This window comes from Natronomonas halophila, from assembly GCF_013391085.1.
In the GTDB taxonomy this organism is placed as follows: Archaea; Halobacteriota; Halobacteria; order Halobacteriales; family Haloarculaceae; genus Natronomonas; species Natronomonas halophila.
In genome coordinates this window covers 2,761,570-2,783,967 of sequence record NZ_CP058334.1, presented here as the reverse complement: position 1 = coordinate 2,783,967, position 22,398 = coordinate 2,761,570, and the positions used below count along the sequence as shown (strand labels likewise).

Annotated in this window: 24 protein-coding genes and 1 pseudogene; 10 read left to right on the top strand and 15 right to left on the bottom strand. The window is 64.0% G+C overall.

The genetic code is table 11. The features are described from left to right. Positions 1–11 precede the first annotated feature (11 nt). Genes HWV23_RS14770 through HWV23_RS14755 form a run of 4 tightly spaced genes read right to left on the bottom strand, consistent with a single transcriptional unit; the run spans position 12 to position 3,011 of the window. A complete protein-coding gene (locus HWV23_RS14770; protein WP_178291155.1) occupies positions 12–434 on the bottom strand; it encodes an arsenate-mycothiol transferase ArsC in 423 nt (140 codons plus the stop codon). A gap of 1 nt (position 435) precedes the next feature. Next, positions 436–1,608, bottom strand: a complete 1,173-nt coding sequence (gene arsB / locus HWV23_RS14765; RefSeq protein WP_178291154.1) for an ACR3 family arsenite efflux transporter — start codon at positions 1,606–1,608, stop codon at positions 436–438. After that, positions 1,605–1,997, bottom strand: a complete 393-nt coding sequence (locus HWV23_RS14760) for an ArsR/SmtB family transcription factor (protein WP_178291153.1) — start codon at positions 1,995–1,997, stop codon at positions 1,605–1,607. Before HWV23_RS14760 ends, arsB begins: the two co-directional genes overlap by 4 nt. Positions 1,998–2,054: 57 nt before the next feature. Continuing rightward, a complete protein-coding gene (locus HWV23_RS14755; RefSeq protein WP_246282697.1) occupies positions 2,055–3,011 on the bottom strand; it encodes a PstS family phosphate ABC transporter substrate-binding protein in 957 nt (318 codons plus the stop codon). Between the two features lie 266 nt (positions 3,012–3,277). Between HWV23_RS14755 and HWV23_RS17300 the strand changes: the two are divergent. The 3 genes and pseudogenes from HWV23_RS17300 to HWV23_RS14745 all read left to right on the top strand — a co-directional run. Continuing rightward, positions 3,278–3,490: pseudogene (locus HWV23_RS17300) on the top strand (DUF7260 family protein); the annotation flags it as partial. Between the two features lie 40 nt (positions 3,491–3,530). Continuing rightward, positions 3,531–3,770: a DUF7511 domain-containing protein gene (locus HWV23_RS14750; protein WP_178291151.1), complete on the top strand. Its 240-nt coding sequence runs from the start codon at positions 3,531–3,533 to the stop codon at positions 3,768–3,770. Positions 3,771–3,893: 123 nt separating this feature from the next. Beyond that, positions 3,894–4,088: a hypothetical protein gene (locus HWV23_RS14745; RefSeq protein ID WP_178291150.1), complete on the top strand. Its 195-nt coding sequence runs from the start codon at positions 3,894–3,896 to the stop codon at positions 4,086–4,088. A gap of 37 nt (positions 4,089–4,125) precedes the next feature. Here HWV23_RS14745 and pstA read toward each other — a convergent pair whose 3' ends face one another. From pstA to HWV23_RS14710, 7 genes are all read right to left on the bottom strand, one after another. Beyond that, positions 4,126–5,877, bottom strand: coding sequence for a phosphate ABC transporter permease PstA (pstA, locus tag HWV23_RS17125; protein ID WP_178291149.1), 1,752 nt, complete (start codon positions 5,875–5,877; stop codon positions 4,126–4,128). Between the two features lies 1 nt (position 5,878). Continuing rightward, entirely contained in the window at positions 5,879–6,856 is a 978-nt protein-coding gene (pstC, locus tag HWV23_RS14735) for a phosphate ABC transporter permease subunit PstC (protein ID WP_178291148.1), read from the bottom strand. 78 nt (positions 6,857–6,934) lie between these two features. Next, positions 6,935–7,915, bottom strand: coding sequence for a PstS family phosphate ABC transporter substrate-binding protein (locus HWV23_RS14730; RefSeq protein ID WP_246282696.1), 981 nt, complete (start codon positions 7,913–7,915; stop codon positions 6,935–6,937). Between the two features lie 173 nt (positions 7,916–8,088). After that, a complete protein-coding gene (locus tag HWV23_RS14725; RefSeq protein WP_178291146.1) occupies positions 8,089–8,814 on the bottom strand; it encodes a guanosine phosphorylase in 726 nt (241 codons plus the stop codon). Between the two features lie 90 nt (positions 8,815–8,904). Further along, positions 8,905–9,438 (bottom strand): hypothetical protein, encoded by a 534-nt coding sequence (locus HWV23_RS14720; protein WP_178291145.1) that lies wholly within the window; start codon positions 9,436–9,438, stop codon positions 8,905–8,907. Beyond that, positions 9,438–10,280: an ATP-dependent ribose-1-phosphate kinase gene (locus HWV23_RS14715; RefSeq protein ID WP_178291144.1), complete on the bottom strand. Its 843-nt coding sequence runs from the start codon at positions 10,278–10,280 to the stop codon at positions 9,438–9,440. The genes HWV23_RS14720 and HWV23_RS14715 overlap by 1 nt, the downstream gene beginning before the upstream one ends. Positions 10,281–10,333: 53 nt before the next feature. Beyond that, positions 10,334–11,164 (bottom strand): DUF63 family protein, encoded by an 831-nt coding sequence (locus HWV23_RS14710; RefSeq protein ID WP_178291143.1) that lies wholly within the window; start codon positions 11,162–11,164, stop codon positions 10,334–10,336. A gap of 96 nt (positions 11,165–11,260) precedes the next feature. On the opposite strand from HWV23_RS14710, the gene map reads away from it, so the two are divergent. Further along, the gene (map, locus tag HWV23_RS14705) at positions 11,261–12,154 is read left to right on the top strand and encodes a type II methionyl aminopeptidase (RefSeq protein ID WP_178291142.1); all 894 of its coding nucleotides are present in this window, start codon (positions 11,261–11,263) and stop codon (positions 12,152–12,154) included. Between the two features lie 110 nt (positions 12,155–12,264). On the opposite strand, the gene HWV23_RS14700 is transcribed toward map, so the two are convergent. Beyond that, positions 12,265–12,462 carry a DUF7835 family putative zinc beta-ribbon protein gene (locus HWV23_RS14700; protein WP_178291141.1) on the bottom strand — a complete coding sequence of 66 codons (198 nt, stop codon included), beginning with the start codon at positions 12,460–12,462 and terminating at the stop codon, positions 12,265–12,267. Between the two features lie 236 nt (positions 12,463–12,698). On the opposite strand from HWV23_RS14700, the gene HWV23_RS14695 reads away from it, so the two are divergent. Continuing rightward, on the top strand, positions 12,699–13,238 hold the full coding sequence (locus HWV23_RS14695) for an HIT family protein (protein ID WP_178291140.1): 540 nt from the start codon (positions 12,699–12,701) through the stop codon (positions 13,236–13,238). A 69-nt stretch (positions 13,239–13,307) separates the two neighbouring features. Next, the gene (locus HWV23_RS14690) at positions 13,308–14,243 is read left to right on the top strand and encodes a cation diffusion facilitator family transporter (RefSeq protein WP_178291139.1); all 936 of its coding nucleotides are present in this window, start codon (positions 13,308–13,310) and stop codon (positions 14,241–14,243) included. Positions 14,244–14,249: 6 nt separating this feature from the next. Here HWV23_RS14690 and HWV23_RS14685 read toward each other — a convergent pair whose 3' ends face one another. After that, entirely contained in the window at positions 14,250–15,494 is a 1,245-nt protein-coding gene (locus HWV23_RS14685) for a tRNA (N(6)-L-threonylcarbamoyladenosine(37)-C(2))-methylthiotransferase (RefSeq protein ID WP_178291138.1), read from the bottom strand. A gap of 87 nt (positions 15,495–15,581) precedes the next feature. Here HWV23_RS14685 and HWV23_RS14680 point away from each other — a divergent pair, with 87 nt between their 5' ends. Then, on the top strand, positions 15,582–16,739 hold the full coding sequence (locus HWV23_RS14680; protein WP_178291137.1) for an outer membrane protein assembly factor BamB family protein: 1,158 nt from the start codon (positions 15,582–15,584) through the stop codon (positions 16,737–16,739). Here HWV23_RS14680 and deoC read toward each other — a convergent pair whose 3' ends face one another. Then, on the bottom strand, positions 16,740–17,384 hold the full coding sequence (deoC, locus tag HWV23_RS14675) for a deoxyribose-phosphate aldolase (RefSeq protein WP_178291136.1): 645 nt from the start codon (positions 17,382–17,384) through the stop codon (positions 16,740–16,742). It lies immediately after the preceding gene. 75 nt (positions 17,385–17,459) lie between these two features. On the opposite strand from deoC, the gene HWV23_RS14670 reads away from it, so the two are divergent. The 3 genes from HWV23_RS14670 to HWV23_RS14660 all read left to right on the top strand — a co-directional run bounded on the left by HWV23_RS14670 (position 17,460) and on the right by HWV23_RS14660 (position 21,558). Continuing rightward, on the top strand, positions 17,460–18,416 hold the full coding sequence (locus HWV23_RS14670; RefSeq protein WP_178291135.1) for a ribose 1,5-bisphosphate isomerase: 957 nt from the start codon (positions 17,460–17,462) through the stop codon (positions 18,414–18,416). An 814-nt stretch (positions 18,417–19,230) separates the two neighbouring features. Continuing rightward, positions 19,231–21,159, top strand: coding sequence for a threonine--tRNA ligase (gene thrS / locus HWV23_RS14665; protein ID WP_178291134.1), 1,929 nt, complete (start codon positions 19,231–19,233; stop codon positions 21,157–21,159). Next, positions 21,160–21,558, top strand: a complete 399-nt coding sequence (locus HWV23_RS14660; RefSeq protein WP_178291133.1) for an acyl-CoA thioesterase — start codon at positions 21,160–21,162, stop codon at positions 21,556–21,558. Here the strand turns inward: HWV23_RS14660 and HWV23_RS14655 are convergent, their stop codons facing one another. Further along, positions 21,559–22,377 (bottom strand): PspA/IM30 family protein, encoded by an 819-nt coding sequence (locus HWV23_RS14655; RefSeq protein ID WP_178291132.1) that lies wholly within the window; start codon positions 22,375–22,377, stop codon positions 21,559–21,561. Between the last annotated feature and the right edge of the window lie 21 nt (positions 22,378–22,398).

Sequence of the window (22,398 nt, the reverse complement as noted above, 5' to 3'; positions counted from 1 at the left end):
ACAGCGAGCGGCTACTGCTCCGCTTCGATTTCGTCGAAAAGTGCCCGAACGTTTTCGCGGACCTCTTCACGAACCTCGCGAGCGGTTTCCTCGTCGGCGCCGTCGGGGTCACGGAGGGCCCAGTCCCGAACATCGGTGTCGGCGTCGAGTTCCAGCGTCGAACAGCCCATCGTTGCGACGACGTCACAGGCGTTCAGTTCCTCGGTCGACACCTCGCGGGGGCTTCGCTCGGAGAGGTCGATTCCTTCCTCGTCCATGAGTCGGACGACGATGTCGTGGACCTCGTCGGCGGGGTCGGTGCCGCCGGTGACGATGTCGACGGTACCTTTGAGGCCACGCTCGTCGCGTTCGCGTTCGGCGAAGGCCGTTGCCATCTGACTGCGGCCGGCGTTCTGGACGCAGACAAAGCCGAGTCGAATCGAGTTGTCGGTCATGTCAATCGTCCTCAGTGGGTGGGTTTGCGGGTGTATCCGCACTATCGAGACTGCCGGTGTCGTGGCCGACCCAGTCGAACCGCTGCTGGAACCAGGTAGCGACGTAGACCAGCGAGAGCAACACCGGCACCTCGATGAGCGGGCCGACGACGGTGGCGAAGGCGACGCCGGAGCCGACGCCGAAGACGGCGACGGCGACGGCGATAGCGAGTTCGAAGTTGTTCGAGGCGGCGGTAAAACCGATGGCCGTCGTCGTGGAGTAGTCGGCGCCGATGCCGTGACCCATCGCGAAACTCACGAGGAACATGACGACGAAGTAGATAGTCAACGGCACCGCGATGAGCAACACGTCGGTCGGTGCCTCGACGATGGTGTCACCCTGCGTTGCGAACATCACGACGACGGTAAACAGGAGGGCGACGAGCGTCAGCGGGCTGATAGTCGGGATGAACGAGTCGTCGTACCAGTCTTCGCCTTTAAGTCGGACGCCACCCGTGCGCGTGAGGATACCCGCCAGGAACGGGAGGCCGAGAAAGACGGCGATAGCACGGAAGACCTGCCCGACGGAGATGTCGAAGGTTTCGATGCTGGCGACGAGCGCGTCCATCCCCAGAAGCGGCGGCAGGAACAGGGCGAAAAACCAGACGTAGACGCCGTAGGTGAGTATCTGGAAGACGCTGTTGAACGCGACCAACCCGGCGGCGTACTCGCTGGAGCCGTCGGCGAGGTCGTTCCAGACGAGCACCATCGCGATACACCGGGCCATCCCGATGAACACCAAGCCGAGGAAATACTCCGGGCGGGCGGGCAGGCCGGGTACCAGCCCGCTGAAGAAGAACACCGCGAGGCCGAACATCAGCGTCGGCCCGATGAGCCAGTTCTGAAGCAGACTCAGACTGAGCACGCGCCATTGTCGGAAGACTCTGGGGAGACGGCCGTAGTCGACCTTCGCTAGCGGCGGATACATCATCAACACGAGGCCGATTTCGACGAGGTAGTACTCCTGTATCGGCTCGACTACCCCGGGCGCGACGAAGCCGAGTACGACGCCGACGCCCATCGCGAGGAAGATCCAGACGGTGAGATACTTGTCGAGGAGGTCCATCGACCGCGGGTCGCCGCATGCCTCACAGCCGCAGTTCGGGCCGTGGTCATGGGTTTCTGCCGCGGTCATTCGATGCTCCCGTCCAGAACCGTGACGATGGCGACCGCCCGGTTGGTCGCGCGATACTTCTTCCAGCGGCCGTCCTTGCGTCCGTCGACGAGGCCCGCGTCGACGAGGTCGGACATGGCGTGGCTCAATCCGCTCTCGCTGACGTCGACGACCGCATTGAGTTCGCAGACGCAGAGTTCCTCGCCGGCCGCGACCAGCACGCGAAGCAACGTAAACCGCGTCTCGTTGCTGAGCGCCGAAAGGACGTCGAGTTCCCGATCGATTCGACCGCCCTCGATAGCGGCCGTCAAGTTGCCGAGTTCGTCAAGTCTTTGGTCGACGTCCTCGCTTCGGCACTCGCCAAGCTCGTCTTCGAGGTACCGTTCGAGGCGTTCCGTCGCTTGTGACACAAGAGTCAGTTGAAAGTCTCTTCAATTAATGGCTCCGGTCCAGTCAGAGACCTAGCGTCAGCCCTGTGCTTCCTCAATGGCGGCTTCGAGTTTCTCCATCTGTTCTTCCTGTTTTTCGTCGCTCAGGGGCACGTAGCCGACGTCCTGTGCGACGAGTTCCTCGTTGGTGGTCTGTTCGACGAAAAAGCGGGCGAATTCGGCGACGTGGTCTTTGGCCAGCGACGACATCGCCGGATACGTGTAGAGTTCGCGAGAGAGGGGCTGATACTTGCCGGAAGAGGCAGTATCGAGGCTCGGCTTGATACAGCCGTCGCCGTTGTCGATGCCGAGGGCCTTGACGTCGTCGGGATTGTTGTAGTAGTAGGAAAAGCCGAAGTAACCGATGGCGTACTTGCTGCCGGCGACACCCTGTGCGATGGTGTCGTCGCGTTCGGTCGCCTGATAATCGTCGGTGTGGCCGGCCTCCGACCCCTGGACGTTCTCGATGAAGTAGTCGTAGGTACCGGACGTGTCGGCCGCGCCGAACCGCTTGATCTCCTCGTTGGGGAACTCGTCACGCACTTCGTCCCAGGTCTGAACCGCGTCGGATTTCCAGATGCTCGCCAACTCCTCGATTGTCAGACAGTCCACGAAATCCGCCTCGTTGTTGACGACGACGGTCAGCGCGTCCGTCGCGGCGACGAGTTCTATATAGTCGACGTCGTTGTTCGCACACAGCTCCTCTTCCTGGGGCTTGATTTCCCGACTGGCGTTGTTGAAGTCGGTGTTGCCCGGACAGAAGTGGTTCGAGAAGCCGCCGCCCGACCCTGTCGACGAAATGTCGATGTTGACACCGGAGTAGTCGCTGCTGAACTCCTCCGCGATTGCGCTCATCAACGGGAACACGGTGCTCGACCCAGCGATATTGATATTCCCGGAGAGCCCCTCCGAGTCGCTGTTTTCGGTTTCGAGGCAGCCAGCCACCGCGACGGTGCCAGCACCGCCGAAGGCCTTTAGCGCGTCACGTCGCGTCATATCGCTAAATCGGTTCGTCGGCATCACCTGAGCGTTGCCGAGTAAACGGTAAAACCGATGCTATGAGCGCTGTATATCGTCTCCTATCTATATACTATACTCGGAACGCATATATTGACATATGTTCTCACGCGTTCTCTCGAGCGACGCCGGGGCGTGACGCAGCGCCAACGAGCGCATCCGGCGGTAGAGGCCACATAGCGGTCCCCAGCCCTACGTATACCTATTATATCGGCTTATGACACTGCGCGGTCCGTTCGTAGTCGATGGGAGCTACCAGTTCTCGAACCACCGAGACCGATCCCAGACTGGCCGCTGCCGCCGCCGAACTCGAACGGGAACGCCGGCGTGCAACCGACGAAATCGACGCGTTCCGGCGCTTCGAGAGGCGCGTCCGTTCGATCGGGCCCGTAGCCGGACGGAGTACTCCCGAACGGTATGGAGACGTCCATGCCTCACCTGACCGTTCCGGACGGGAATTATCAGCTGTAAAATACGATGGCGGCGTCGTTCCCATCGATGCCTTCCGACCGACCGCCCGGAACGGAGCGAGAGGGAGAGGAGACCGAACGCGAACATCCAGTCGTTCGGCGCTCGGAGCGGCCCGAACGACCAGGGCTGACGTCGCGGACGGTTCGCCGGTCCGACGACCCGGACCGTTGGACGGTGTTTCCCGCTGACGCAACCGGCGTTCCCCGCATGTCGACGTGGCTGTCGGTCAACGCGGACTGTGTCGTCGACCTTGAAGCGTTCCGGTAGAGCCGTCAGCGGTGGACCGAACCGCTCCCGGCGAGTATAGAGCGCTCCCTTGCGGTACGAACCCCTCTTAGCAGCCTTTAGGCACGATACGAGGGAAGCATCGTCTGGGAGGTCCCCGTGACCATGCGCTACGACATCGGCACGTCCCTCGTCCGGCCGTTCGACCTCACGACTGCCCTCGCCGCCGAGGGTGTCCCGCTGACGTCGAACACCGTCAGTTACGTGGACCCACACCTCGTCGTCCTCGGAACCCTGCTGGCGTTCTGGGGGGTATACGCCCTGCTTCGACTCCGTGATGCTATCGCCACCGCCATCTAGGTGTGGCGATAGTTCGACTGAAAAAGAACGGCGACGGTTATTCGGCCTTGTTTCGGATGAGAATCGCCGTAGCGTTCATCCCGAGCAGGACGATAAGCAGCGTGACGACGCCGGCAGCGACGACCCCGTATCGGAACTCGTCTTGGGGGTAGTTCGCCCACGCGAAGATCTGCATCGGCATCGCGCTGATCTTGTTCCAGATGCTGCTGGGGGGGCTGAAGACGGTCGTCGCGGCACCGATCATGATAAGCGGTGCCGTCTCGCCGATGGCCCGACCCAGTGCGAGGATGGTCCCGGTCAGGATACCGGGCAGCGCCTCGGGGAGGACAACGTTCTTCGTCGTCTGCCAGCGGGTCGCTCCCATCGCATCCGACCCCCGACGCATATCGTCGGGAATCGAGCGGATGGCCTCCTGTGCGGAGATGATGGTAATCGGGAGAATCAAAAGCGAGAGCGTAATCCCGGCGGTGACGGCCGTCCCGTAGCCGAACCCGAGCAGGTTGGCGAACAGGCCCAGGCCGAGCAGGCCGTAGACGACCGAGGGGACGGCCGCGAGGTTGGCGATGTTGACCTGGATGAGTCGGGTGAGCGCGCCGATGATGCCGGTGTCGGAGGTGTACTCTTCGAGGAAGACGGCGGTGCCGACACCGAGGACGAACGAGAGAATAGCCACGATGGCGATGATAAGGACCGATCCGACGATGGCGGGATAGAGGCCCGCCTCGATGGCGTTCCGTGAGGGTGCGCTCGTCACGAACGAGGGGTCGAGCCACGGGTCCGGTTTCGGAACGCCCCACATGCTCACGATGGCTGCTCCGGCGAGGACGCCGGCGAGTACCAACAGCGGGAGCAGCAGGCCTTCCCGGCCCTCGCGCTTTTCGAAAACACGGTCGACGAAGGTAATCGTCGGTGCGCTGGCAGTCAGCAGGACGAGCGTCGCCTTGGCCATCGACTGGCCGACCATGCCCGTCGCAAACCCGCCGCCCGCGGCGATTGCCAGCGTCAGGAGGCCGGCAATCGTGCCGACGGTGCGGCCGCGTCGCCGGTAGGTGAGCGCGCCGACGGCCGCAGCAACCGGAACGACCAGCGTCCAGACGTAGATGAGGAAGGTGGTCGGGTAGACGTTGACGATTTGCCGGAGGACGGTCGCGACGACGAGGCCGACGACCGCAAGCGGGGCTGCCGCCATCGAGAGTCGGGAGTCGGGGTTGTAGCGACCGTAGAGGAAGACGACGGCGGCCGGGAAGACGCCGAGGGTGTAGGCGAGGAACCAGAGGCGCGCGTCGAAGACCAAAAAGAGGACGACGAGTGCGAGGCCGAGTGCGGCGCCACCCAGAAGGCGACCGAGGAGGCCGAATCCGGCTTTTCCGGTGGGCTTCTGGCTGCCGACGAACGTGACGTAGGCCGTCACGGGCGTCACGACGACGAACAGATAGACCAGTTGCCAGGATAGCCGCGGGACGGTGCCGAGGAACGTTTCGATGGCAGTGAAGACCGCAGCAGTACCGACGAGACCACCACCGAGTGCGATAGCCGTGTTCCGGGCGAGTTCGCGGCTCTTCGCGCTGTACAGACAGAACCCGATGAAGGGAACGACGAGCGTCAGGAAGTAGGTCAACAGCCATTCGGGGCTGGCCGCGGCGAGGTCGAAGGCGTCGACGAAGACGTAGATGAGCAGCACCGCCAGCGCGACGAGGCCAACGACCGAGGCCCCGAGCGAGAGGTACTCGAAGGCGACGCCCTTGGTTCGACTGACCTGTTCGAACTCGGGTGAGGTTTCGGTCGCCATCTCAGTACTCCTCCCGGTAGCGCTGTGCGACGATGTCGCTGATGATGTTCATGATGAGCGTGACCACGAAGAGCGTCAACCCGAGGGCGAACATCGCGTCGTAGGCGATGGAGCCACCGGTGAGGTCACCGCCCGCGATCTGGACCATCGCCACCGTAATCGTCATCCCGGGTTCGAGGAGGACGTCCGCGGGATTGACGTAAGGGATGCCGCTACCAATCGCGATTTCGCGAATCGGCGGCAGGTTCGCCTGCGCGCCCATCGCGACGACGACGATCATCGTCTCGCCGATGGCACGCGAGACCGCGAGAATGTACGAGGAGGCGATGCCCGAAATCGATGCGGGGACGACGATACCGGTCGAGACCTCGAATTTCGTGGCGCCGAGGCCGTAGCCCGCCTGTCGGAGTTCGTCGGGGACCGCACTCATCGCGTCCTCGCTGATGGAGGAGACCATCGGGATAGTCATGATACCGACCATCAGCGACGCCGAGAGGGCGTTGAACGTGCTGATGTTCGGGAACAGCGTCGCCTCCAGTACGGGCGTCACGTAGACCAGCGCGAAGTAGCCGTAGACGACCGTCGGGATGCCGGCGAGGATTTCAAGCATCGGCTTGAGAATCGACCGTGCGCGCGGGGTGGCGTACTCGCTGAGGTAGATGGCCGTTAGCGTCCCGATGGGCAGCGCCACGAACGCGGCGGTTATCGTGACGACGATGGTCCCGATTAAAAGCGGGATAATGCCGAAGATGTAGCCGTCACCACGGGGGTTCGGACTCCACTCCAGGCCCGTCAGGAACTCGATGACGTTGTATTCGATGAAGAAGGCCACCGCGTCCGAAAGCAGGGTCAGGAAAATCGCCAGCGTCGTCAACAGCGTCACCGTCGCACACGCGAGGAAGAAGCCGCTATAGGACCGCTCTCTGAGTCTGTCGATGGTACCGGAGCGCTGCAGGTCCGGCCCGTCCGCTTGGCTCACGGTCGGCTCCACCTCCGGTCAGTCGGCCTGCACGCGAAAAGCGGCCGGCCGGCGTCGTTCGTTTTCTGGGTCATGTGGTTAGCTCTGGGCGTCCTCGATCGCCGATTCCAGTTTGTTCATCTCTTCTTCCTGCCGTGAGTCGTTCAGGGGCACGTAGCCGACATCCTGTGCGACGAGTTCCTCGTTGGTGGTCTGTTCGACGACGAAGCGGGCGAACTCGGCGACGTGGTCTTTGGCCAGCGACGACATCGACGGATACGTGTAGAGTCTCCGCGAGAGCGGCTGGTACTCGCCGGAAGAGGCAGTATCGAGGCTCGGCTTGACACAGCCGTCGCCGTTGTCGATGCCGAGGGCTTTCACCTCATCCGGGTTGTTGTAGTAGTAGGAAAAGCCGAAGTAACCGATGGCGTATTCACTGCCGGCGACGCCCTGTGCAATGGTATCGTCGCGTTCGGTCGCCTGATAATCGTCGGTGTGGCCGGCCTCCGCGCCCTGCACGTTCTCGATGAAGTAGTCGTAGGTGCCGGACGTGTCGGCCGCACCGTACCGCTCGATCGGTTCGTTAGGGAACTCGTCGCGGACCTCGTCCCACGTCTCGACGGCATCCGACTCCCAGATGCTCGCCAGTTCCTCGACGGTCAGGCAGTCCACGAAATCCGCCTCGTTGTTGACGACGACGGTCAGCGCGTCCGTCGCCACGGTCAGTTCTATATAGTCGACGTTATTGTCGGCACACAGTTCCTCCTCTTCCGGCATGATTTCCCGACTGGCGTTGTTGAAGTCGGTGTTGGCCGGACAGAAGTGGTTCGAGAAGCCACCGCCGGTGCCGGTCGAGGAGATGTCGATGTTGACACCGGAGTAGTCGCTGCTGAACTCCTCCGCCATCGCGCTCATTAGCGGGAACACGGTGCTCGATCCAGCGATATTGATATTCCCGGAGAGGCCTCCCGAGTCGCCGTTTTCGGTTTCGGTACAGCCGGCCACCGCGACCGCACCGGCCCCGCCGAATGCCTTTAGTGCGTCACGTCGAGTCAGGTCGCCGAATCGGCTCGCTTCCATCATTGTCGCGTATCCGAGGGGCACATATAGGAGGTACTATGATTGTTGTAGATATCGCTGTAACCCACCCCTGAGCAATACACTCGTATATAGTGCTATATAGAATAAAGCGACAGCGACTCGTCGATACGGCAGTCGTCCGAAGAAGACCGGGAGAACAGCGGCAGAACCGGTTAGAGACCCTCGACGGCGTCCAGTGCGATACGAATCGCACGGCCGACGTTGTCCTTGGCCTTGTCGGGCAGTTCCTCGTCCTCGGTTTCGCCCTTCTGGGTTCCCTCGACGAGGTTGCCGTCGACGGTACAGATGGCGCCGGCGCTGAGCCCCTTCCGACGGGCGAGCGTGAAGAGCGCGGCGGCCTCCATCTCGACACAGAGCAGCTCGGCGGCCTCCCAGTCATCGACGACCGCCTCGGTTTCGGCGTAGAAGGCGTCGTCGGTAGCGATGGGGCCGACGTGGACCGGCGCGTCGCGGTGTTTGGCGGCCTCGACGAGCGCGTCCAGCGTCTCGTAGTCGGGCACTGCGGGTACCTCGACGTTCTCGTAGCGTTTCGTCGTCCCCTCGTCCTTGGCGGCACCGGTGGCGACGATCATGTCCCCGATTTCGATGCCGGACTGGAGGGCGCCGGTCGTCCCGACTCGGACGAACCGCTCGACGCCGACGGCCGCCATCTCCTCGACGGCGATGGCAGTCGACGGCGACCCGATACCGGTCGAACAGATTGTCAACTCCGTCCCCTCGTAGGTGGCGTTGACGACCTTGTATTCGCGGTTCTCCGCGACGGTTTCGGCGTCGTCACAGTGGTCGGCGATGCGGTCGACGCGCCCGGGATCGCCGGGCACGAGCGCGACGTCGGCGAGGTCACCCTCCTCGACGAGCAGGTGCGGCTGTTTTGCCATGCCGGAATCGTCGGCGGGCCGCCCCAAAAGTCGCGCGGGTTCGACGCGGCCGGGGCGACCCGGACGATGGCAGACAGCCCGACAGCCACCCTATACCGGCAGCGACTGATGAATCGCCGTCATCGCGGCGAAGAGCAGACAGACGTAGACGGCCGCCGAAAGCGCCCACTGTCGTCGGACCGTCCCGGCGCCGGAATCGTAGGCAGTTCCGCCGTACCGGGGGAAGACGACCCACGCGAAGAAGCCGTAGAGGAACGCGGCGACGACGGCGAGGGCGAGCAGTTCGAGGACCGAGACGACCCCGAGGACGAGAAACTCGACGGTGATACCCAGGGCGGAGCGGAGCCGTTCACCGCCGACGACGAGCGCCTCGAAGAGTACGCCGGCGAGCATTCCGGCGACCAGGTGGACCGCATTAGCGGCCGACCACGAGACCCGTTCGGGCGGCTGTCGCCACAGGGCGCTCGCGGCGACGTACGTCGGGACATCGCCGTGGGACTGCAGGCGCATCGCGACGGTCATCCCGAGGGTTGCAAGCAGCCCCGCGACGGCGGCCACCACGAGTCGGACGTCCAGCGGCGTCGTGGCAGCCACGCCGTGGAGCGGGACAGAGAGGGCGTCCATCACCGCACCTCCGAAAGGGGGTCCGACGGGAGGTCGGGCCGCGGCCCGTAGGTCGAGGCCGCCAGCGCGCCGGCCGCGTTGCCGACCGAGAGGGCGTGTTCGGGGTCGCGTTCCGCGAGCCACGACGAGAGGAAACCGGCAGCGAACGCATCGCCCGCTCCGGTCGTGTCGACGACCGACTCGACGCCGAACCCGGCGTGGCTGTACTCGCCCTCGGGGCCTGCGTAGGTCGCGCCGCCGACCCCGTGTTTGGTCACCTGTCGCGGGACGGCCGCCTCGATGGCTTCTGCCTCGCGGTCGGTGACGAAGAGGAGGTCCGTCCGGTCCAGAACGTCGGCGTAATCCCGGTCCGGGAGTCGCCGGCCGGGGTCGAAACTGACGAAGACGTCACGGTCGACTGCGAGGTCCGCAATGTGGCGGGCGGTGTCCGGCCGCTGTCCGGTGAGGTGGACGAGTTCGGCGCCATCGAAGAGTTCGGGAGAGACGTCCGCCGGACCGAGCGCCTCGTTGGCGCCGTCGGTTCCCAGCAGCGCGACTTCCCCGTCGACGTCGATGAGGATGTATTTCGTCGTCGTTTCGGCGTCCTCGACGACGGTCACCGACGGGTCCACTCCCGCCGCCCGGATGTCCGCGAGCGCCTCGCGGCCGGTGTCGTCGTCGCCGACGCTGCCTAACAGTCGCGTATCGATGCCGAGACGGGAGAGACAGACCGCGACGTTGGCCGCGCTCCCGCCGCCCGAGGCCGACCGGTCGCGAACGCGAGCCTCGTCGTCGGGGTCGGGCAGTCGGTCGACGCGGAGGCGGACGTCCCAGTTGATGTGGCCCGCACAGACGACGCGCATACCCCGAGTGGGAGCGGCGCCGTTATAAAAACCGTCAGTTATCTGTCGTCCGCTTAGACGATAGCGAAGAGAACGACGTTGTGTGCGCCGGGGCCGAGGCCGACTGCTGCGATGAGGCCCAAAAACAGGTAGCCCTCGGAGGGTTCCTCGCGAACGTAGTCCTCGAACGCAGCCACGACGACGGCCGCGAGGGCCAGTTTCACGAGGACGAAGAGCCACCCCGAGCCGATGAGTTCCGCGGTGGGCAACGCCCCCGCTGCCTCGATGATGATTCGGGACAGCGGCGTCTGCTCGCCGAACCCGAGCAGGTCGTAGCCGACGGCCGTCGACACCCCGTCGAGCGCGTGGCCGAACACCGCGGCCAGACCCACGGTGCCCGTCGCCTCGACGGCGCGGCCGCGCGTGCGAAACAGGGCAAACCAGACGACGGCGGTCAGGACGACAGCCCCAAGGAGAATGCCGACCGCGATGCCGCCGTTGAAGCCGTCGCCGCTGTTGACGCTGCTGGCGTACGCCGCCGTCAGCGCCGAAAGCAGGACGGCCGTGCCGGTAATCGCCAGCAGACCGGGCGCCGTCGTCGGCTGCCACCCCTCGGGAGCGCGGTCAGCGATGGCGGCCCACACCAACCCCGCGAGGATGCCGGTCGTGACGTAGACCGCGGGCGACCCGAAAAGCGGCGCCACGCCGGGCGGGACGACGCCGTCCTGATACAGCGCGTAGAGCGCGCCGCCGCCGGCCATCCACGGCGTGAGCGCAGCCACCGTATCCTCGGTGACGGGCGGGCGACGCAGATACAGCAGGACCCCCGTCGCCACACCGGCGACGAGCAATCCGAGCAGGTACGGAAGCGCGGGTAGCGCGAAACCGGACGGAAGTATCGGCACTACCGGAAGCGGCGTGGCGGTGACTCGAAAACGTTGCGATTCCGCCGGTCTCCCGGGAACGCAATCCCTTTTATCGCACCTGCCGAACCGGAAGCCATGACCGTGGACCTCTCCGACGAGAAGTTCGAGAAACATCGGGAAGCCGGCGAAATCCTCGCGCAGGTCCGCGAGGAGGCCGCCGAGCGGGTCGAAGTCGGCGTCAGCCACCTCGAAATCGCCGAGTTCGCCGAGGACCGCATCCGCGAACTCGGCGGCGAACCCGCCTTCCCCGTCAACATCAGCATCGACGAGGAGGCCGCCCACGCCACGCCGGAACCCGGCGACGACACCACCTTCGGCGAGGAGATGGTCAACCTCGACATCGGGGTCCACGTCGACGGCTGGCTGGCCGACACCGCCGTCACCGTCGACCTCTCGGGGCATACAGAACTGGCCGAAGCGCCCGCCGAGGCGCTGGATGCCGCTCTCGATATCGTCGAACCCGGCGTCCACACGGGCGAAATCGGCGCCGAAATCGAGGACGTCATCGACGGCTACGGTTACAACCCCGTCGTCAACCTCTCGGGGCACGGCCTCGGCCACTGGGAACAGCACACCGACCCGAACATCCCGAACCGCGGCGTCAAGCAGGGCGTCGAACTCGAAGTCGGCGACGTCGTCGCCATCGAACCGTTCGCCACCGACGGCGGTGGCAAGGTCAACGAGGGTGCCGACGAGGAGATTTTCGCGCTCGAACGCGAGGCCAGCGTCCGCAACCGCGCGGCCCGCGACGCGCTCGAACAGATCGTCGACGAGTTCAAGACGCTGCCCTTCGCTCGCCGGTGGCTCGAAACCCAGCGCGCGGAGATGGCGCTCCGGCGTCTCAAACAGCAGAACGTCGTCCACGGCTACCCCGTCCTCAAAGAACAGGACGGCTATCTCGTCAGCCAGAAGGAACACACCATCATCGTCACTGAAGACGGCTGTGAAGTGACGACGCGGCTCGATTAATCGGCCACCAATCGACCGGCATCGTCGACGCCGCGTTTCGCTGCCGATTCGTCTTAAAAACAGCCGCTCATCTAGCGAAGGCAGTAGTCAGCGGCGAACGGGATCGAAAATCAGGCGTTGTTCATCCGGACGGTTTCCTCGGTACCGCACACGCGACACGTGGCGACGCGGTAGGGCTCTCGGGAGAACTCCGCGTTCTCCTCCTTCCGACTCTCGGTCAGGAGCTGGATACTCACCTCGTGGGGGGTCTCACGACCACACTCGGTACAGGTCTCCGACATTCCCTCGTCGTCGATTCGGGTTGCCATGGTCACCTCTTCCTACCCCGGGTATCTGCATAAAAACACAACTCGGTTAACCACCGTTTAATCCGTCCAAGCGGCAACAGAGAGATGTCACTGAGAACGCCTCTTTGCCACCTATACTGTTTATAGAATCCTCTTAGAGGGTTTCGAGAATTTAGCGACTCTGTAAACCGACGAAACCATTATATAGTATGAATCGGAGTGAGCAGCGTTAACAGCGCGCCGTTCTGAGGGGTGATATGGACCAGTTGTTCGCCCCGTGGCGAATCGAGTGGGTCGAGCGCGACGACGAAGAAGACGAAATCGAGGGCTGTCCCTTCTGTGTCCTCCCCGACAGAGCGGACGCCCGGGAGGCACGCGTCGTCGCCGAATCCGAACACGCCTTCGTCCTGTTGAACAACTACCCCTACAACCCCGGCCACGCGATGGTCATCCCCCGGGAACACACGGGCGAGTACACCGAATTGGACGACGAAGTGTTGCTTGACCACGCCCGACTCAAGCAGCGAACTATCGACGCTATCGAGTCGGGACTCGGTGCCGACGGTGTCAACGCCGGGCTGAATCTCGGCAACGCCTCCGGCGGCTCCATCGACGACCACCTCCACACCCACGTCGTTCCCCGCTGGCACGGCGATACCAATTTCATGCCGGTGCTCTCCGATACGAAGGTCATCGTCGAAGCCGTCGACGACACCTACGAGACGCTCCATGATGCGTTCGCTGCCCAATCCGACGCATCGGTTTCCGACAGTGACTCGGTCCGATTCGATTTTTAGCCACGACGAACCGCCGCGTTCGCTCCCGCTAATCCTATCACTTATCCGGGCGGTCACGCTACGGTCGGTATGAGCGACGCGGCGCTGACCGAGGCGGGTGTCGAATCCGGCACCGAGCGGCGTGATTTCATCCGCGCCAGCGTCGTCAACGTCCTCGGTAACGCCGTCAAAATCGCGGTCGAAGCGGCCGCCGGCCTCACCTTCGGTTCGCTCGCGCTTTTGGCCGACGCCGCCCACTCCGTCGCCGACCTCGTCGCCAGCATCGTCGTGTTGGTGTGGGGTCGCAGCGTCTACGCCGACCCCGACGAAACCCACCCGCACGGCCACCAGCGCGTCGAACCACTGGCCGCGCTGTTCGTCGGTAGCGTCGTCGTCCTGCTCGGCCTGAACTTCTTTTATGAATCCGTCCGGGGGTTCGTCGTCGGCGTCGACGTGCGCTTCAGTCCGATACTGGTCGGCGCGCTCCTCTTTGCGATGGCCGATATGTACGTCCTCTACCGGTATACGACGTGGGTCAACGAGACGGTCGATTCCGCGGCGCTGGACGCGCTGGCCGTCGATTGTCTCAACGATATCTACACGACCATCGCCGCGCTGGTCGGCATCGCCGGCGTCTTCCTCGGCTATCCGCTCCTCGACGCCGGGGCCGGCGCGGTCGTCAGCGTCCTCGTCATTTATCAGGGGTTCGAAATCAGCCGCGAGAACGTCACGTATCTGGTCGGGGGCGCACCCTCCGACGCCGAACGGCGGCGCGTCGTCGAGGCGCTCCGGAACCACTCCGCGGTCGAGGGCGTCCACGACCTGGTGGTCTTCTACGACGGTACCGACCTCGAAGTCGAGGCCCACGTCGAGGTCGACGGCGAACTGACGCTCGTCGAGGCCCACGACCTCGAAACGGAACTGATGGACCGTCTCCGCGAACTGGACAACGTCGGCGACGTCCACCTGCATCTCGACCCGGCGGGTATCGGGGAGTGGAAAGACGCCGAAGAAAGCCGAGAATAGGCCGACTCAGACCGGTTCGCCGAAGCAGTAGACGTTCTCGTTGGTCGTGATTTCGACCTCGACGAAATCGCCGATTTCGAGGTCCTTCTCCGAGGCGTTCGTGACGATGACCTGCCGGTAGGCCTCGTCACGGCACTTCACCGAATCACCGGTCCCGTCCTCGACGACCAGTGCCTCGTGGGTTTCGCCGACCATCGATTCGTGGGCCTCCCGACAGACGTCCATCTTCAGGTCGGTCATCTCCTTGGACCGCTCCTTCTTGATGGTCCCGCCGAGGCCCTTCATGTCCGCGGCGTCGGTGCCGGGCCGCTTCGAGAAGCGCGTGATGTTGATTTTCTCGGGACGGACATCAGCGAGCAGTTCCATGGACTTCTCGTGGTCCTCGGGGTCCTCGGTGGGGAAGCCGACGATGAAGTCCGTCGACAGCGTCCAGTGGTCGAGGCGGTCGTCGAAGGTGTCGACGATTTCCTCGAACTTCTCGACGCGGTGCTGGCGGCGCATGTCTTCGAGGACGTCGTCGCTTCCGGACTGGACCGGCGCGTGGATGAAGTTGTAGAGTTTCTCGTTTTCGGCGAAGACGTCCGCGAGTTCGTCGTGAATTCCGTGGATACCGCCGGGGTTGGCCATCCCGAGACGAACCCGGAAATCGCCCTCGATATCACAGATGCGGTCGAGCAACTCGGGGAGTTTCCGGTCGCCCTTGTCCCAGCCGTAGACGCCGGTGTCCTGACCCGTGATTCGGATTTCCTTCGCGCCCGCGTGAACCAGCGCCCGTGCCTTCTCGACGTTCTCCTCGACGGGCGGGGAGTCGACTCGTCCCGTCGCGAACTTCGTGATGCAGTAGGAGCAGTTGGACATACAGCCGCGGGCGATGGGCAGGATGCCGACGACGCCATCGAGAATCGGCTCGGCGTCGGGCGTCGTCGTCGGACACTCGCCGTTGGTGACGGCTGTCGGGACGTCCTCCCAGTGGAGGACCTGTGCGTCGACGCCGTCGAACTCCTCGCCCTGCGCGAGGGCCATACAACCGGTGACGATGAGGTCCGAGGTTTCGTCCTCTAACTCCTCGGCCCGCCGGAGCATGTTGCGTTCGGTCTTCTCGACGACGGTACAGGTGTTGAGAATGGCCACGTCGGCTTTCTCGGGGCCGTCGACGCGGTAGTGGCCCGCGTCGCGGAGCTTGCGCTCTATCTGACGGCTCTCACCCCGGTTTGACGTACAGCCGTACGTCTCGATGTGATACGTGGCCATCGTATACCTGCAGTTACGTACGGGCGCTCAAAAGGGCGACGTTTCGGGTCCCAAAGACACTTGTCGGTTCGCGGGCATGCGTTGATGATGCCCTCCAGACGACGCCTTCTCTGCGGTTTCGGGAGCCTCGCGGCAGCGGGGCTTGCCGGCTGTACCGACGGTCCGTCCGGGAACGACGTTTCCCCTGGAACCGAGACCGACACCGAATGGCCCCAACCCGGCGGTACCGACCGCTTCGATTGCTACCGCGCCGACGCCGCCGCTCCGCGGGAGGCCCCCGACGAACGATGGGCCGTTCCGAGCATCTGGCCAGCCGGCCGACCCATCGTCGCCAGTGGACGGGTGATGCTCCCGACACAGGGCGGCCTCGTCGCCTACGACGTGACGTCGGGCGACGAGCAGTGGCGGTTCGGCTTCGGCGAGGACGGACCCGACCTCCGAACGCCGCCGATTGTCGTCGACGGCCTCGCTTACCTCGGGACACGGACGGGGCTGGTCGCTGTCAACGTCACCGACGGGACCGAGGCGTGGACGGTCGAGTTCGAAACGTCGGCCACCGCTCCGCCGGTAGTCGGCATCGACCGGGAGCGACTCGCGGTGGGAACCGATTTCGGCCTCGTGGGTCTCGATATGGACGGCGAGCAACTGTGGCGGCGCGAGACGTTCACCGAAGTCACCGCGCTGGCATCGTGGGGCGACGTCCTCTACGCCGGCACCTCGGGCGGCGAACTGTTCGCGTACGCGGGAATGGGCGACCCCAACGGCATGTGGCGCCGACAACTGGACGGACGCGTGGTGCAGGTGACCCTGCTCGACGGCGACGGCATCGTCGTCTCGGTGTTCGGCGGCCCGACGACCCGGCGGGACGACACCGCAGCAGGGGCGGAACGCTGGTCGCACGACACCGGCTCGCATGGGTTCGTCGTCGCGGGCGACACGTACGCGGTCGGTGGGGGACTCACCGCGGTACATACCCGGACCGGCGAACGGCGCTGGACGGTCGACGACCGCCTCCGTGCGCCGCCGGCGGGCGCGGGCGATACGGTCTATACCGGCGGCGACGGCTTCGTCGCCGGCTACGCGATGGGCGGCGGTACCGGCGTCGGCGAGTACCGAGTGAACACGGAACGCTGGCGACACGAGGTCGACGGCACCGTCACGACGGGATTGGCGGTCGCTGATGGAGCGGTGTTCGCGGCTGCCATGAACGACGACGGCGACGTGACGCTGTACGCCCTCGAGTAATCAGAACGCCTCGGCGTCGTAGCCGTCGACGATTTCGACGCCCGAGGAGGCGCCGATACGCTCCGCGCCCGCTTCGAGCATCCCGACGGCTTCCTCGAAACTCCCGATGCCGCCGCTGGCCTTGACCGGGAGGTATTCGGCCATGATTTCGACGTCTTCGACGGTCGCACCACCGTCCGAGAAGCCGGTTGCAGTCTTGACGAACGCCGCGCCCGCGTCTTCAGCGAGTTCGCAGGCGGTTCGGAGTTCGCCAACCCCGAGCAGCGGCGCCTCGACGATGACTTTCACCGGCAAGGGAACTGCCGCGACGACGCGTTCGAGTTCGTCCGCGATGGCGTCGCCGTCGGCGTCGTGGAGACGGCCGACGTTGAGGACCACATCTATCTCGTCGGCGCCATCTTCCCACGCGCGCTCGGCCTCGTCTTCCTTGGCACCCGGCGCCTCCTGTCCGTGGGGGAACCCACAGACGGTGACGAGAGTGACGTCCGGGGCGTATTCGGCGGCCTCGGCGACGTAACACGGCGGGATACACGCGTTCATCCCGTGCTCGGCCGCGGCATCGAGGACCTGTTCGACGTCGCTCCAGGTGGTCTCCGGCCCGAGAACGGTGTGGTCGATACGCGCGGCGAACTCGGCGCGGTCCATACCGGACCCTCACGAGGAGGCGTTATAAATCCCGCCGGGCGCGGGGCTTTTGCCCGTTCCGTGCCAAGAGGAGACATGGTCGATTCCTCGGGGCTTCACCCCGAACTCGAACGGACGGCCGACGACATCGCCGAGATGGAAATCCGAGGCGCGGCCACCATCGCCGACGCGGCAGCGGCGGCCCTCGGCGCACAGGCCGCCGATAGCGATGCCGAAACCCCCGAGGCGTTCCGAAGGGAAATGCGCGATGCGGCCCGTCGGCTTCACGAGACCCGGCCGACTGCGGTTAGCCTCCCGAACGCGCTCCGATACGTCCTTACGGGCATGGAGGGAGAGACAGTAGCCGAACTCCGGAAATCGGTCGAGGAACAGGCAGCGCGATTCCGCGCGGACCTCGACGCCGCACAGGACCGCCTCGGCCGCATCGGCGCCGGCCGCCTCAACGACGGCGACGTGGTGATGACCCACTGTCACTCGACGGACGCCTTGGCCTGTATCGAGGCTGCCGTCGAGGACGGCACCGACCTCGAAGCTATCGTCAAGGAGACGCGCCCGCGCAATCAGGGTCATATCACCGCCGAACGCCTCTCTGAGTTAGGCGTGCCGGTCACGCTCATCGTCGACAACGCCGCCCACCGATTTATGAACGACGTCGACCACCTGCTTGTCGGCGCCGACAGCATCGCCGCCGACGGCAGCGTCGTCAACAAGATCGGAACCGCCGGCCTCGCCGTCTCGGCCCGTGACCGTGGCGTCCCCGTCATGGTCGCCGCCCAATCCATCAAACTCCATCCACGGACGCTGACCGGTGCGGCCGTCGAAATCGAACAGCGGGACGCCATGGAGGTCATCGACGACGAAACACGCGAGGAAGTGGGCGACATCGACGTGGCGAACCCGGCCTTCGACGTGACTCCACCCCGTCACGTCGACGCCATCGTCACCGAGCACGGGCAGTTCCCGCCCGAAAGCGTGGTCGTGCTGATGCGGGAGTTGTTCGGCGAAAGCGTCGAGGAGCCGTGGAGCGAGTAATCCCTCTCAGTAACTGGGAGCACGGTTTCTTTATTCAGCATCGGTTGAAATAGCTGTAAGAACGAGCGTGGGAATTGACCGAAGTTTGTTAGTGGGCGAACGTGAAAATCGCCGCATGGAATTAGTCAGCGCAATCGTCGGCATCGGCATTTTCGTCGGGGTTGGGTACCTGACGCTCCGCTGGTACTGGAGCGATGACACTGGATTAAATAGCGAGTTTCGCTGAAGTCGCACCTCGACTGATTCATGCGTGAACGCTCTCTATCGGCCGAATCGGGATTTAGATATTTTTAGGTCGATATAACTGAATCAACCGCGAAAACGCGCGGGAATGTAGCAATCGAGAAAGGTTAGAATCATAGAATATCTTATTAGTATACGTCAGGATATGTTGAATGTATAATGAGTGTCGTTGGGCATCCCTCCCACGGGTTCGTTCCGATTGCGGTGTTGTTCTTCGCTCACGTATTCGCCGCAGCGATACCCGCATGGCTCGTTTGGGCACTCATCCCGCGACCACTCCTGGCGATACTCGTCTTTCTCGGCATTGTTGGGCTTCTCGCGCCGCCGTTGCTTCCGTGGTATCGTCGGCTCCATCCCCAACCGGCATCCGTCGAAGACTGAGTATCGGCTGTTCCATCCTGCTTGACTCGATAGGTCTGCGCACTCCATCGGCCGATTCTGTCACACACTGGGTCGAGACCGAGACTGGATAAAATCGCGTTACCAACTACTGCCGAACGCCTGTGTGACACTCTGTAACACCCACCAACGTCTCTAAACACTTATCCGCCCGCCTTGGCTTAACTCGGGCATGAGCGATATCGTTGTCACGCTGCCGGACGGCTCCGAACTCGAACTCGAGGAGGGGTCGACCGTCGAGGACGCGGCCTACGAAATCGGACCGGGCCTCGGCAAGGACACCGTCGCGGGCGTCGTCGACGGCGACCTCGTCTCGAAATACGACGAACTCGACGACGGCGCGGAACTCGTCATCGTCACCGACCAGAGCGACGAATACCTGCAGGTACTGCGCCACTCCGCGGCCCACGTCTTCGCGCAGGCCCTCCAGCGCATCCACCCCGAAGCGAAACTCGCCATCGGCCCGCCGACCGAGGACGGCTTCTACTACGACGTGACGAACGTCGACCTCGACGCCGACGACCTCGAGGACATCGAGGCCGAGATGTACGACATCATCGAGGCCGACTACGACATCGAGCGCGTCGAGCGCTCCCACGAGGAGGCCCTCGATATCTACGACGATAACGACTACAAGCAGGAGATCCTCCAGGAGGAGGCCAGCGGCGAGGAGACCGTCACCTTCTACGTGCAGGACGACTGGCAGGACCTCTGTCAGGGCCCCCACGTCGAATCGACGGGCGAAATCGGCGCCGTCGAACTGCTCAACATCGCCTCAGCCTACTGGCGCGGCGACGAGGAAAACGAACAGTTGACCCGCGTCTACGGGACGGCCTTCGAGAGCGAGAAGGACCTCGAGACGTTCCTCGAACGACGGCAGGAGGCCAAGAAGCGCGACCACCGGAAACTCGGCCAGGAACTCGACCTGTTCTCGATTCCCGACGTGACGGGGCCCGGTCTCCCGCTGTATCACCCCAACGGCAAGCGCATCCTCCGGGAACTGGAGCAGTTCGTCGACCAACTGAACGACGACGAGGGCTACGAGTTCGTCGAGACGCCGCATCTCTTCCGGACGGAACTCTGGAAGAAGTCCGGCCACTACGACAACTACGTCGACGACATGTTCCTCCTCGACGTCAACGAGGAGGAATACGGCCTCAAGCCGATGAACTGCCCCGGTCACGCGACCATCTTCGACCAGGGCAACTGGTCCTACCGCGACCTGCCGGTTCGCTACGCCGAGAACGGGAAGGTCTACCGCAAGGAACAGCGCGGCGAACTCTCGGGGCTCTCGCGAGTCTGGGCGTTCACCATCGACGACGGCCACCTGTTCGTCAAGCCGGAATCGATCGAGCGGGAGGTCAACACCATCATGGAGCAAATTAACGAGGTCCTCGAAACGTTCGACCTCGATTACGAGGTGGCCCTCGCGACGCGCCCCGAGAAGTCCGTCGGCAGCGACGAAATCTGGGAGCAGGCCGAAAACCAGCTCCGTTCGGTCCTCCAGGACAGCGGCATGGACTACGACATCGAGTCGGGCGACGGCGCCTTTTACGGCCCGAAAATCGACTTCGCCTTCGAGGACGCGCTTGGGCGCAAGTGGGACGGCCCGACGGTCCAACTCGACTTCAACATGCCCGAGCGGTTCGACCTCTCGTATACGGGCGAGGACAACGAGGAACACCGCCCGGTCATGATTCACCGCGCGCTCTACGGCAGTTACGAGCGCTTCTTCATGGTGCTCGTCGAGCACTTCAACGGCAACTTCCCGACGTGGCTGGCGCCCGAGCAAGTGCGCATCCTGCCCGTCTCCGACGACAACATCGGCTACGCCAAGCAACTCAAGAACCGCTACCTCGGCGACTTCCGCGTCGAAATCGAGGACCGCTCGTGGACGGTCGGAAAGAAGATTCAGACCGCCCACGACGACCGCGTGCCCTACATGCTCGTCGTCGGCGACGACGAGGAGGAAGCAGGCACCGTCTCGGTCCGGGACCGCTTCGAGAACGAGGCAAAGGACGTGGAAGTCGAGGCCTTCCGCGAGCACCTCGAATCGGAAGTCGACGACAAGCGGGTTGAACCCGACTTCATCGACGAATAAATGTCGGGCGCGAATTTCCAGCACGAACTCGTCGCCGGGAGTCGCGACGTCGGCAACGAGCACGTCGACAACACCGTCTTCCCGGCCTATATCGCGCAGGTCCGGGAGGCGTTCCTCCGGGAGACGGTCCCCCGGTTCGAGGAGTACGGTCGGCCGGTCGCTCGACTCGAACTCGACTACCACGCCGAACTGTTCGCCGGCGACCGTATCGTCGGCGAAATCGAGGTGCTCGATATCGGGACGACGAGCCTCACGACCGAAGTGACGCTGTGGCGCGGCGAGGAGAAAGCCGCGACCGGAAAAACGATTCAGGTCATCGTCGGGGAGGCCGACGAACCGATACCGGTGCCCGAAGACTGGCGGGCGGCGTTGCGGGAAACGGCGACGCTGTCGGCGTAACTACTCCTCTTTGTCCTCGTCTTCCTCTTTGAGTTCCTCGAGTTCGGCCTCGATGTCGGGGTCCGCGGAGGGGGTGTCGGTGTCCGGTTCGGCTTCGGATGCTGCGGCCTCGGTGTCGCCGTCCGTCCCGGTTTCGGACTTCAGCGTCTCCAGTTCGGCCTCGACTTCGCCCTCGCGGCGCATCTCTTCGAGTTCCTTGTCGATGTCGTCCCCGTCCGAGAGCGCGCTCTCGAAGGCGCCGCTTTCCTCGAGTTCGTCCATCGCGGCCGACCGGGCTTCCATCTCCTCGGTCTGCTCGCGAGCGCGTTCGATGGAGCGGTTGATGTTCTCCATCTCGTCGCCGGCGCCGGTCATGGCCTCGCTGACGCGGGCGCTTGCTTCGGCGGCGTCGTGGCGGGCCTTCATCGTCTCCTTCTCGGTTCGGAACTGCTGAATCTGGCTCTGGAGTTCGTTCTTCTTCTCGACGAGATTGTCCTGCGTGTTCTGGAGGTCCGCAATCTGGGCCTCCAGGTCCTCTATCTGGGACATCTTCTGTTTCTTCTTTTCGAGGGCCTTCCGCGCGAGGTCGTCACGGCCCTGCTCGACGGCCTGTCTGGCCTGCTGGTTGTGCTTGTCGACGTTTTCTTCGAGGCGACGCTTCTGGATTTCCAGCCGTTTTTTCTGTGTCGTCAAATCGGCGATGCCCTGCTTGACGTTCTGTAGTTCGTCCCGTAATTGCTCGTAGGAGTAATCGAGCGTCTCGTGGGGGTCTTCCGCACGGTTCAGGACGGCGTTTACTTTCGACCGGATGACGTAGGAGGCCCGCGAGAGGATACCCATACCGGGGTATTGTGGGGCCCA

What these genes read in the sequence shown, in the direction of transcription:
- HWV23_RS14770 (WP_178291155.1), bottom strand. Translation starts at nt 434, where the DNA reads ATGACCGACAACTCGATTCGACTCGGCTTTGTCTGCGTCCAGAACGCC.
- arsB (WP_178291154.1), bottom strand. Translation starts at nt 1,608, where the DNA reads ATGACCGCGGCAGAAACCCATGACCACGGCCCGAACTGCGGCTGTGAG.
- HWV23_RS14755 (WP_246282697.1), bottom strand. Translation starts at nt 3,011, where the DNA reads ATGACGCGACGTGACGCGCTAAAGGCCTTCGGCGGTGCTGGCACCGTC.
- HWV23_RS14750 (WP_178291151.1), top strand. Translation starts at nt 3,531, where the DNA reads ATGCCTTCCGACCGACCGCCCGGAACGGAGCGAGAGGGAGAGGAGACC.
- HWV23_RS14745 (WP_178291150.1), top strand. Translation starts at nt 3,894, where the DNA reads ATGCGCTACGACATCGGCACGTCCCTCGTCCGGCCGTTCGACCTCACG.
- pstA (WP_178291149.1), bottom strand. Translation starts at nt 5,877, where the DNA reads ATGGCGACCGAAACCTCACCCGAGTTCGAACAGGTCAGTCGAACCAAG.
- HWV23_RS14730 (WP_246282696.1), bottom strand. Translation starts at nt 7,915, where the DNA reads ATGGAAGCGAGCCGATTCGGCGACCTGACTCGACGTGACGCACTAAAG.
- HWV23_RS14725 (WP_178291146.1), bottom strand. Translation starts at nt 8,814, where the DNA reads ATGGCAAAACAGCCGCACCTGCTCGTCGAGGAGGGTGACCTCGCCGAC.
- HWV23_RS14720 (WP_178291145.1), bottom strand. Translation starts at nt 9,438, where the DNA reads ATGGACGCCCTCTCTGTCCCGCTCCACGGCGTGGCTGCCACGACGCCG.
- HWV23_RS14715 (WP_178291144.1), bottom strand. Translation starts at nt 10,280, where the DNA reads ATGCGCGTCGTCTGTGCGGGCCACATCAACTGGGACGTCCGCCTCCGC.
- map (WP_178291142.1), top strand. Translation starts at nt 11,261, where the DNA reads ATGACCGTGGACCTCTCCGACGAGAAGTTCGAGAAACATCGGGAAGCC.
- HWV23_RS14700 (WP_178291141.1), bottom strand. Translation starts at nt 12,462, where the DNA reads ATGGCAACCCGAATCGACGACGAGGGAATGTCGGAGACCTGTACCGAG.
- HWV23_RS14695 (WP_178291140.1), top strand. Translation starts at nt 12,699, where the DNA reads ATGGACCAGTTGTTCGCCCCGTGGCGAATCGAGTGGGTCGAGCGCGAC.
- HWV23_RS14690 (WP_178291139.1), top strand. Translation starts at nt 13,308, where the DNA reads ATGAGCGACGCGGCGCTGACCGAGGCGGGTGTCGAATCCGGCACCGAG.
- HWV23_RS14685 (WP_178291138.1), bottom strand. Translation starts at nt 15,494, where the DNA reads ATGGCCACGTATCACATCGAGACGTACGGCTGTACGTCAAACCGGGGT.
- HWV23_RS14680 (WP_178291137.1), top strand. Translation starts at nt 15,582, where the DNA reads ATGCCCTCCAGACGACGCCTTCTCTGCGGTTTCGGGAGCCTCGCGGCA.
- deoC (WP_178291136.1), bottom strand. Translation starts at nt 17,384, where the DNA reads ATGGACCGCGCCGAGTTCGCCGCGCGTATCGACCACACCGTTCTCGGG.
- HWV23_RS14670 (WP_178291135.1), top strand. Translation starts at nt 17,460, where the DNA reads ATGGTCGATTCCTCGGGGCTTCACCCCGAACTCGAACGGACGGCCGAC.
- thrS (WP_178291134.1), top strand. Translation starts at nt 19,231, where the DNA reads ATGAGCGATATCGTTGTCACGCTGCCGGACGGCTCCGAACTCGAACTC.
- HWV23_RS14660 (WP_178291133.1), top strand. Translation starts at nt 21,160, where the DNA reads ATGTCGGGCGCGAATTTCCAGCACGAACTCGTCGCCGGGAGTCGCGAC.
- HWV23_RS14655 (WP_178291132.1), bottom strand. Translation starts at nt 22,377, where the DNA reads ATGGGTATCCTCTCGCGGGCCTCCTACGTCATCCGGTCGAAAGTAAAC.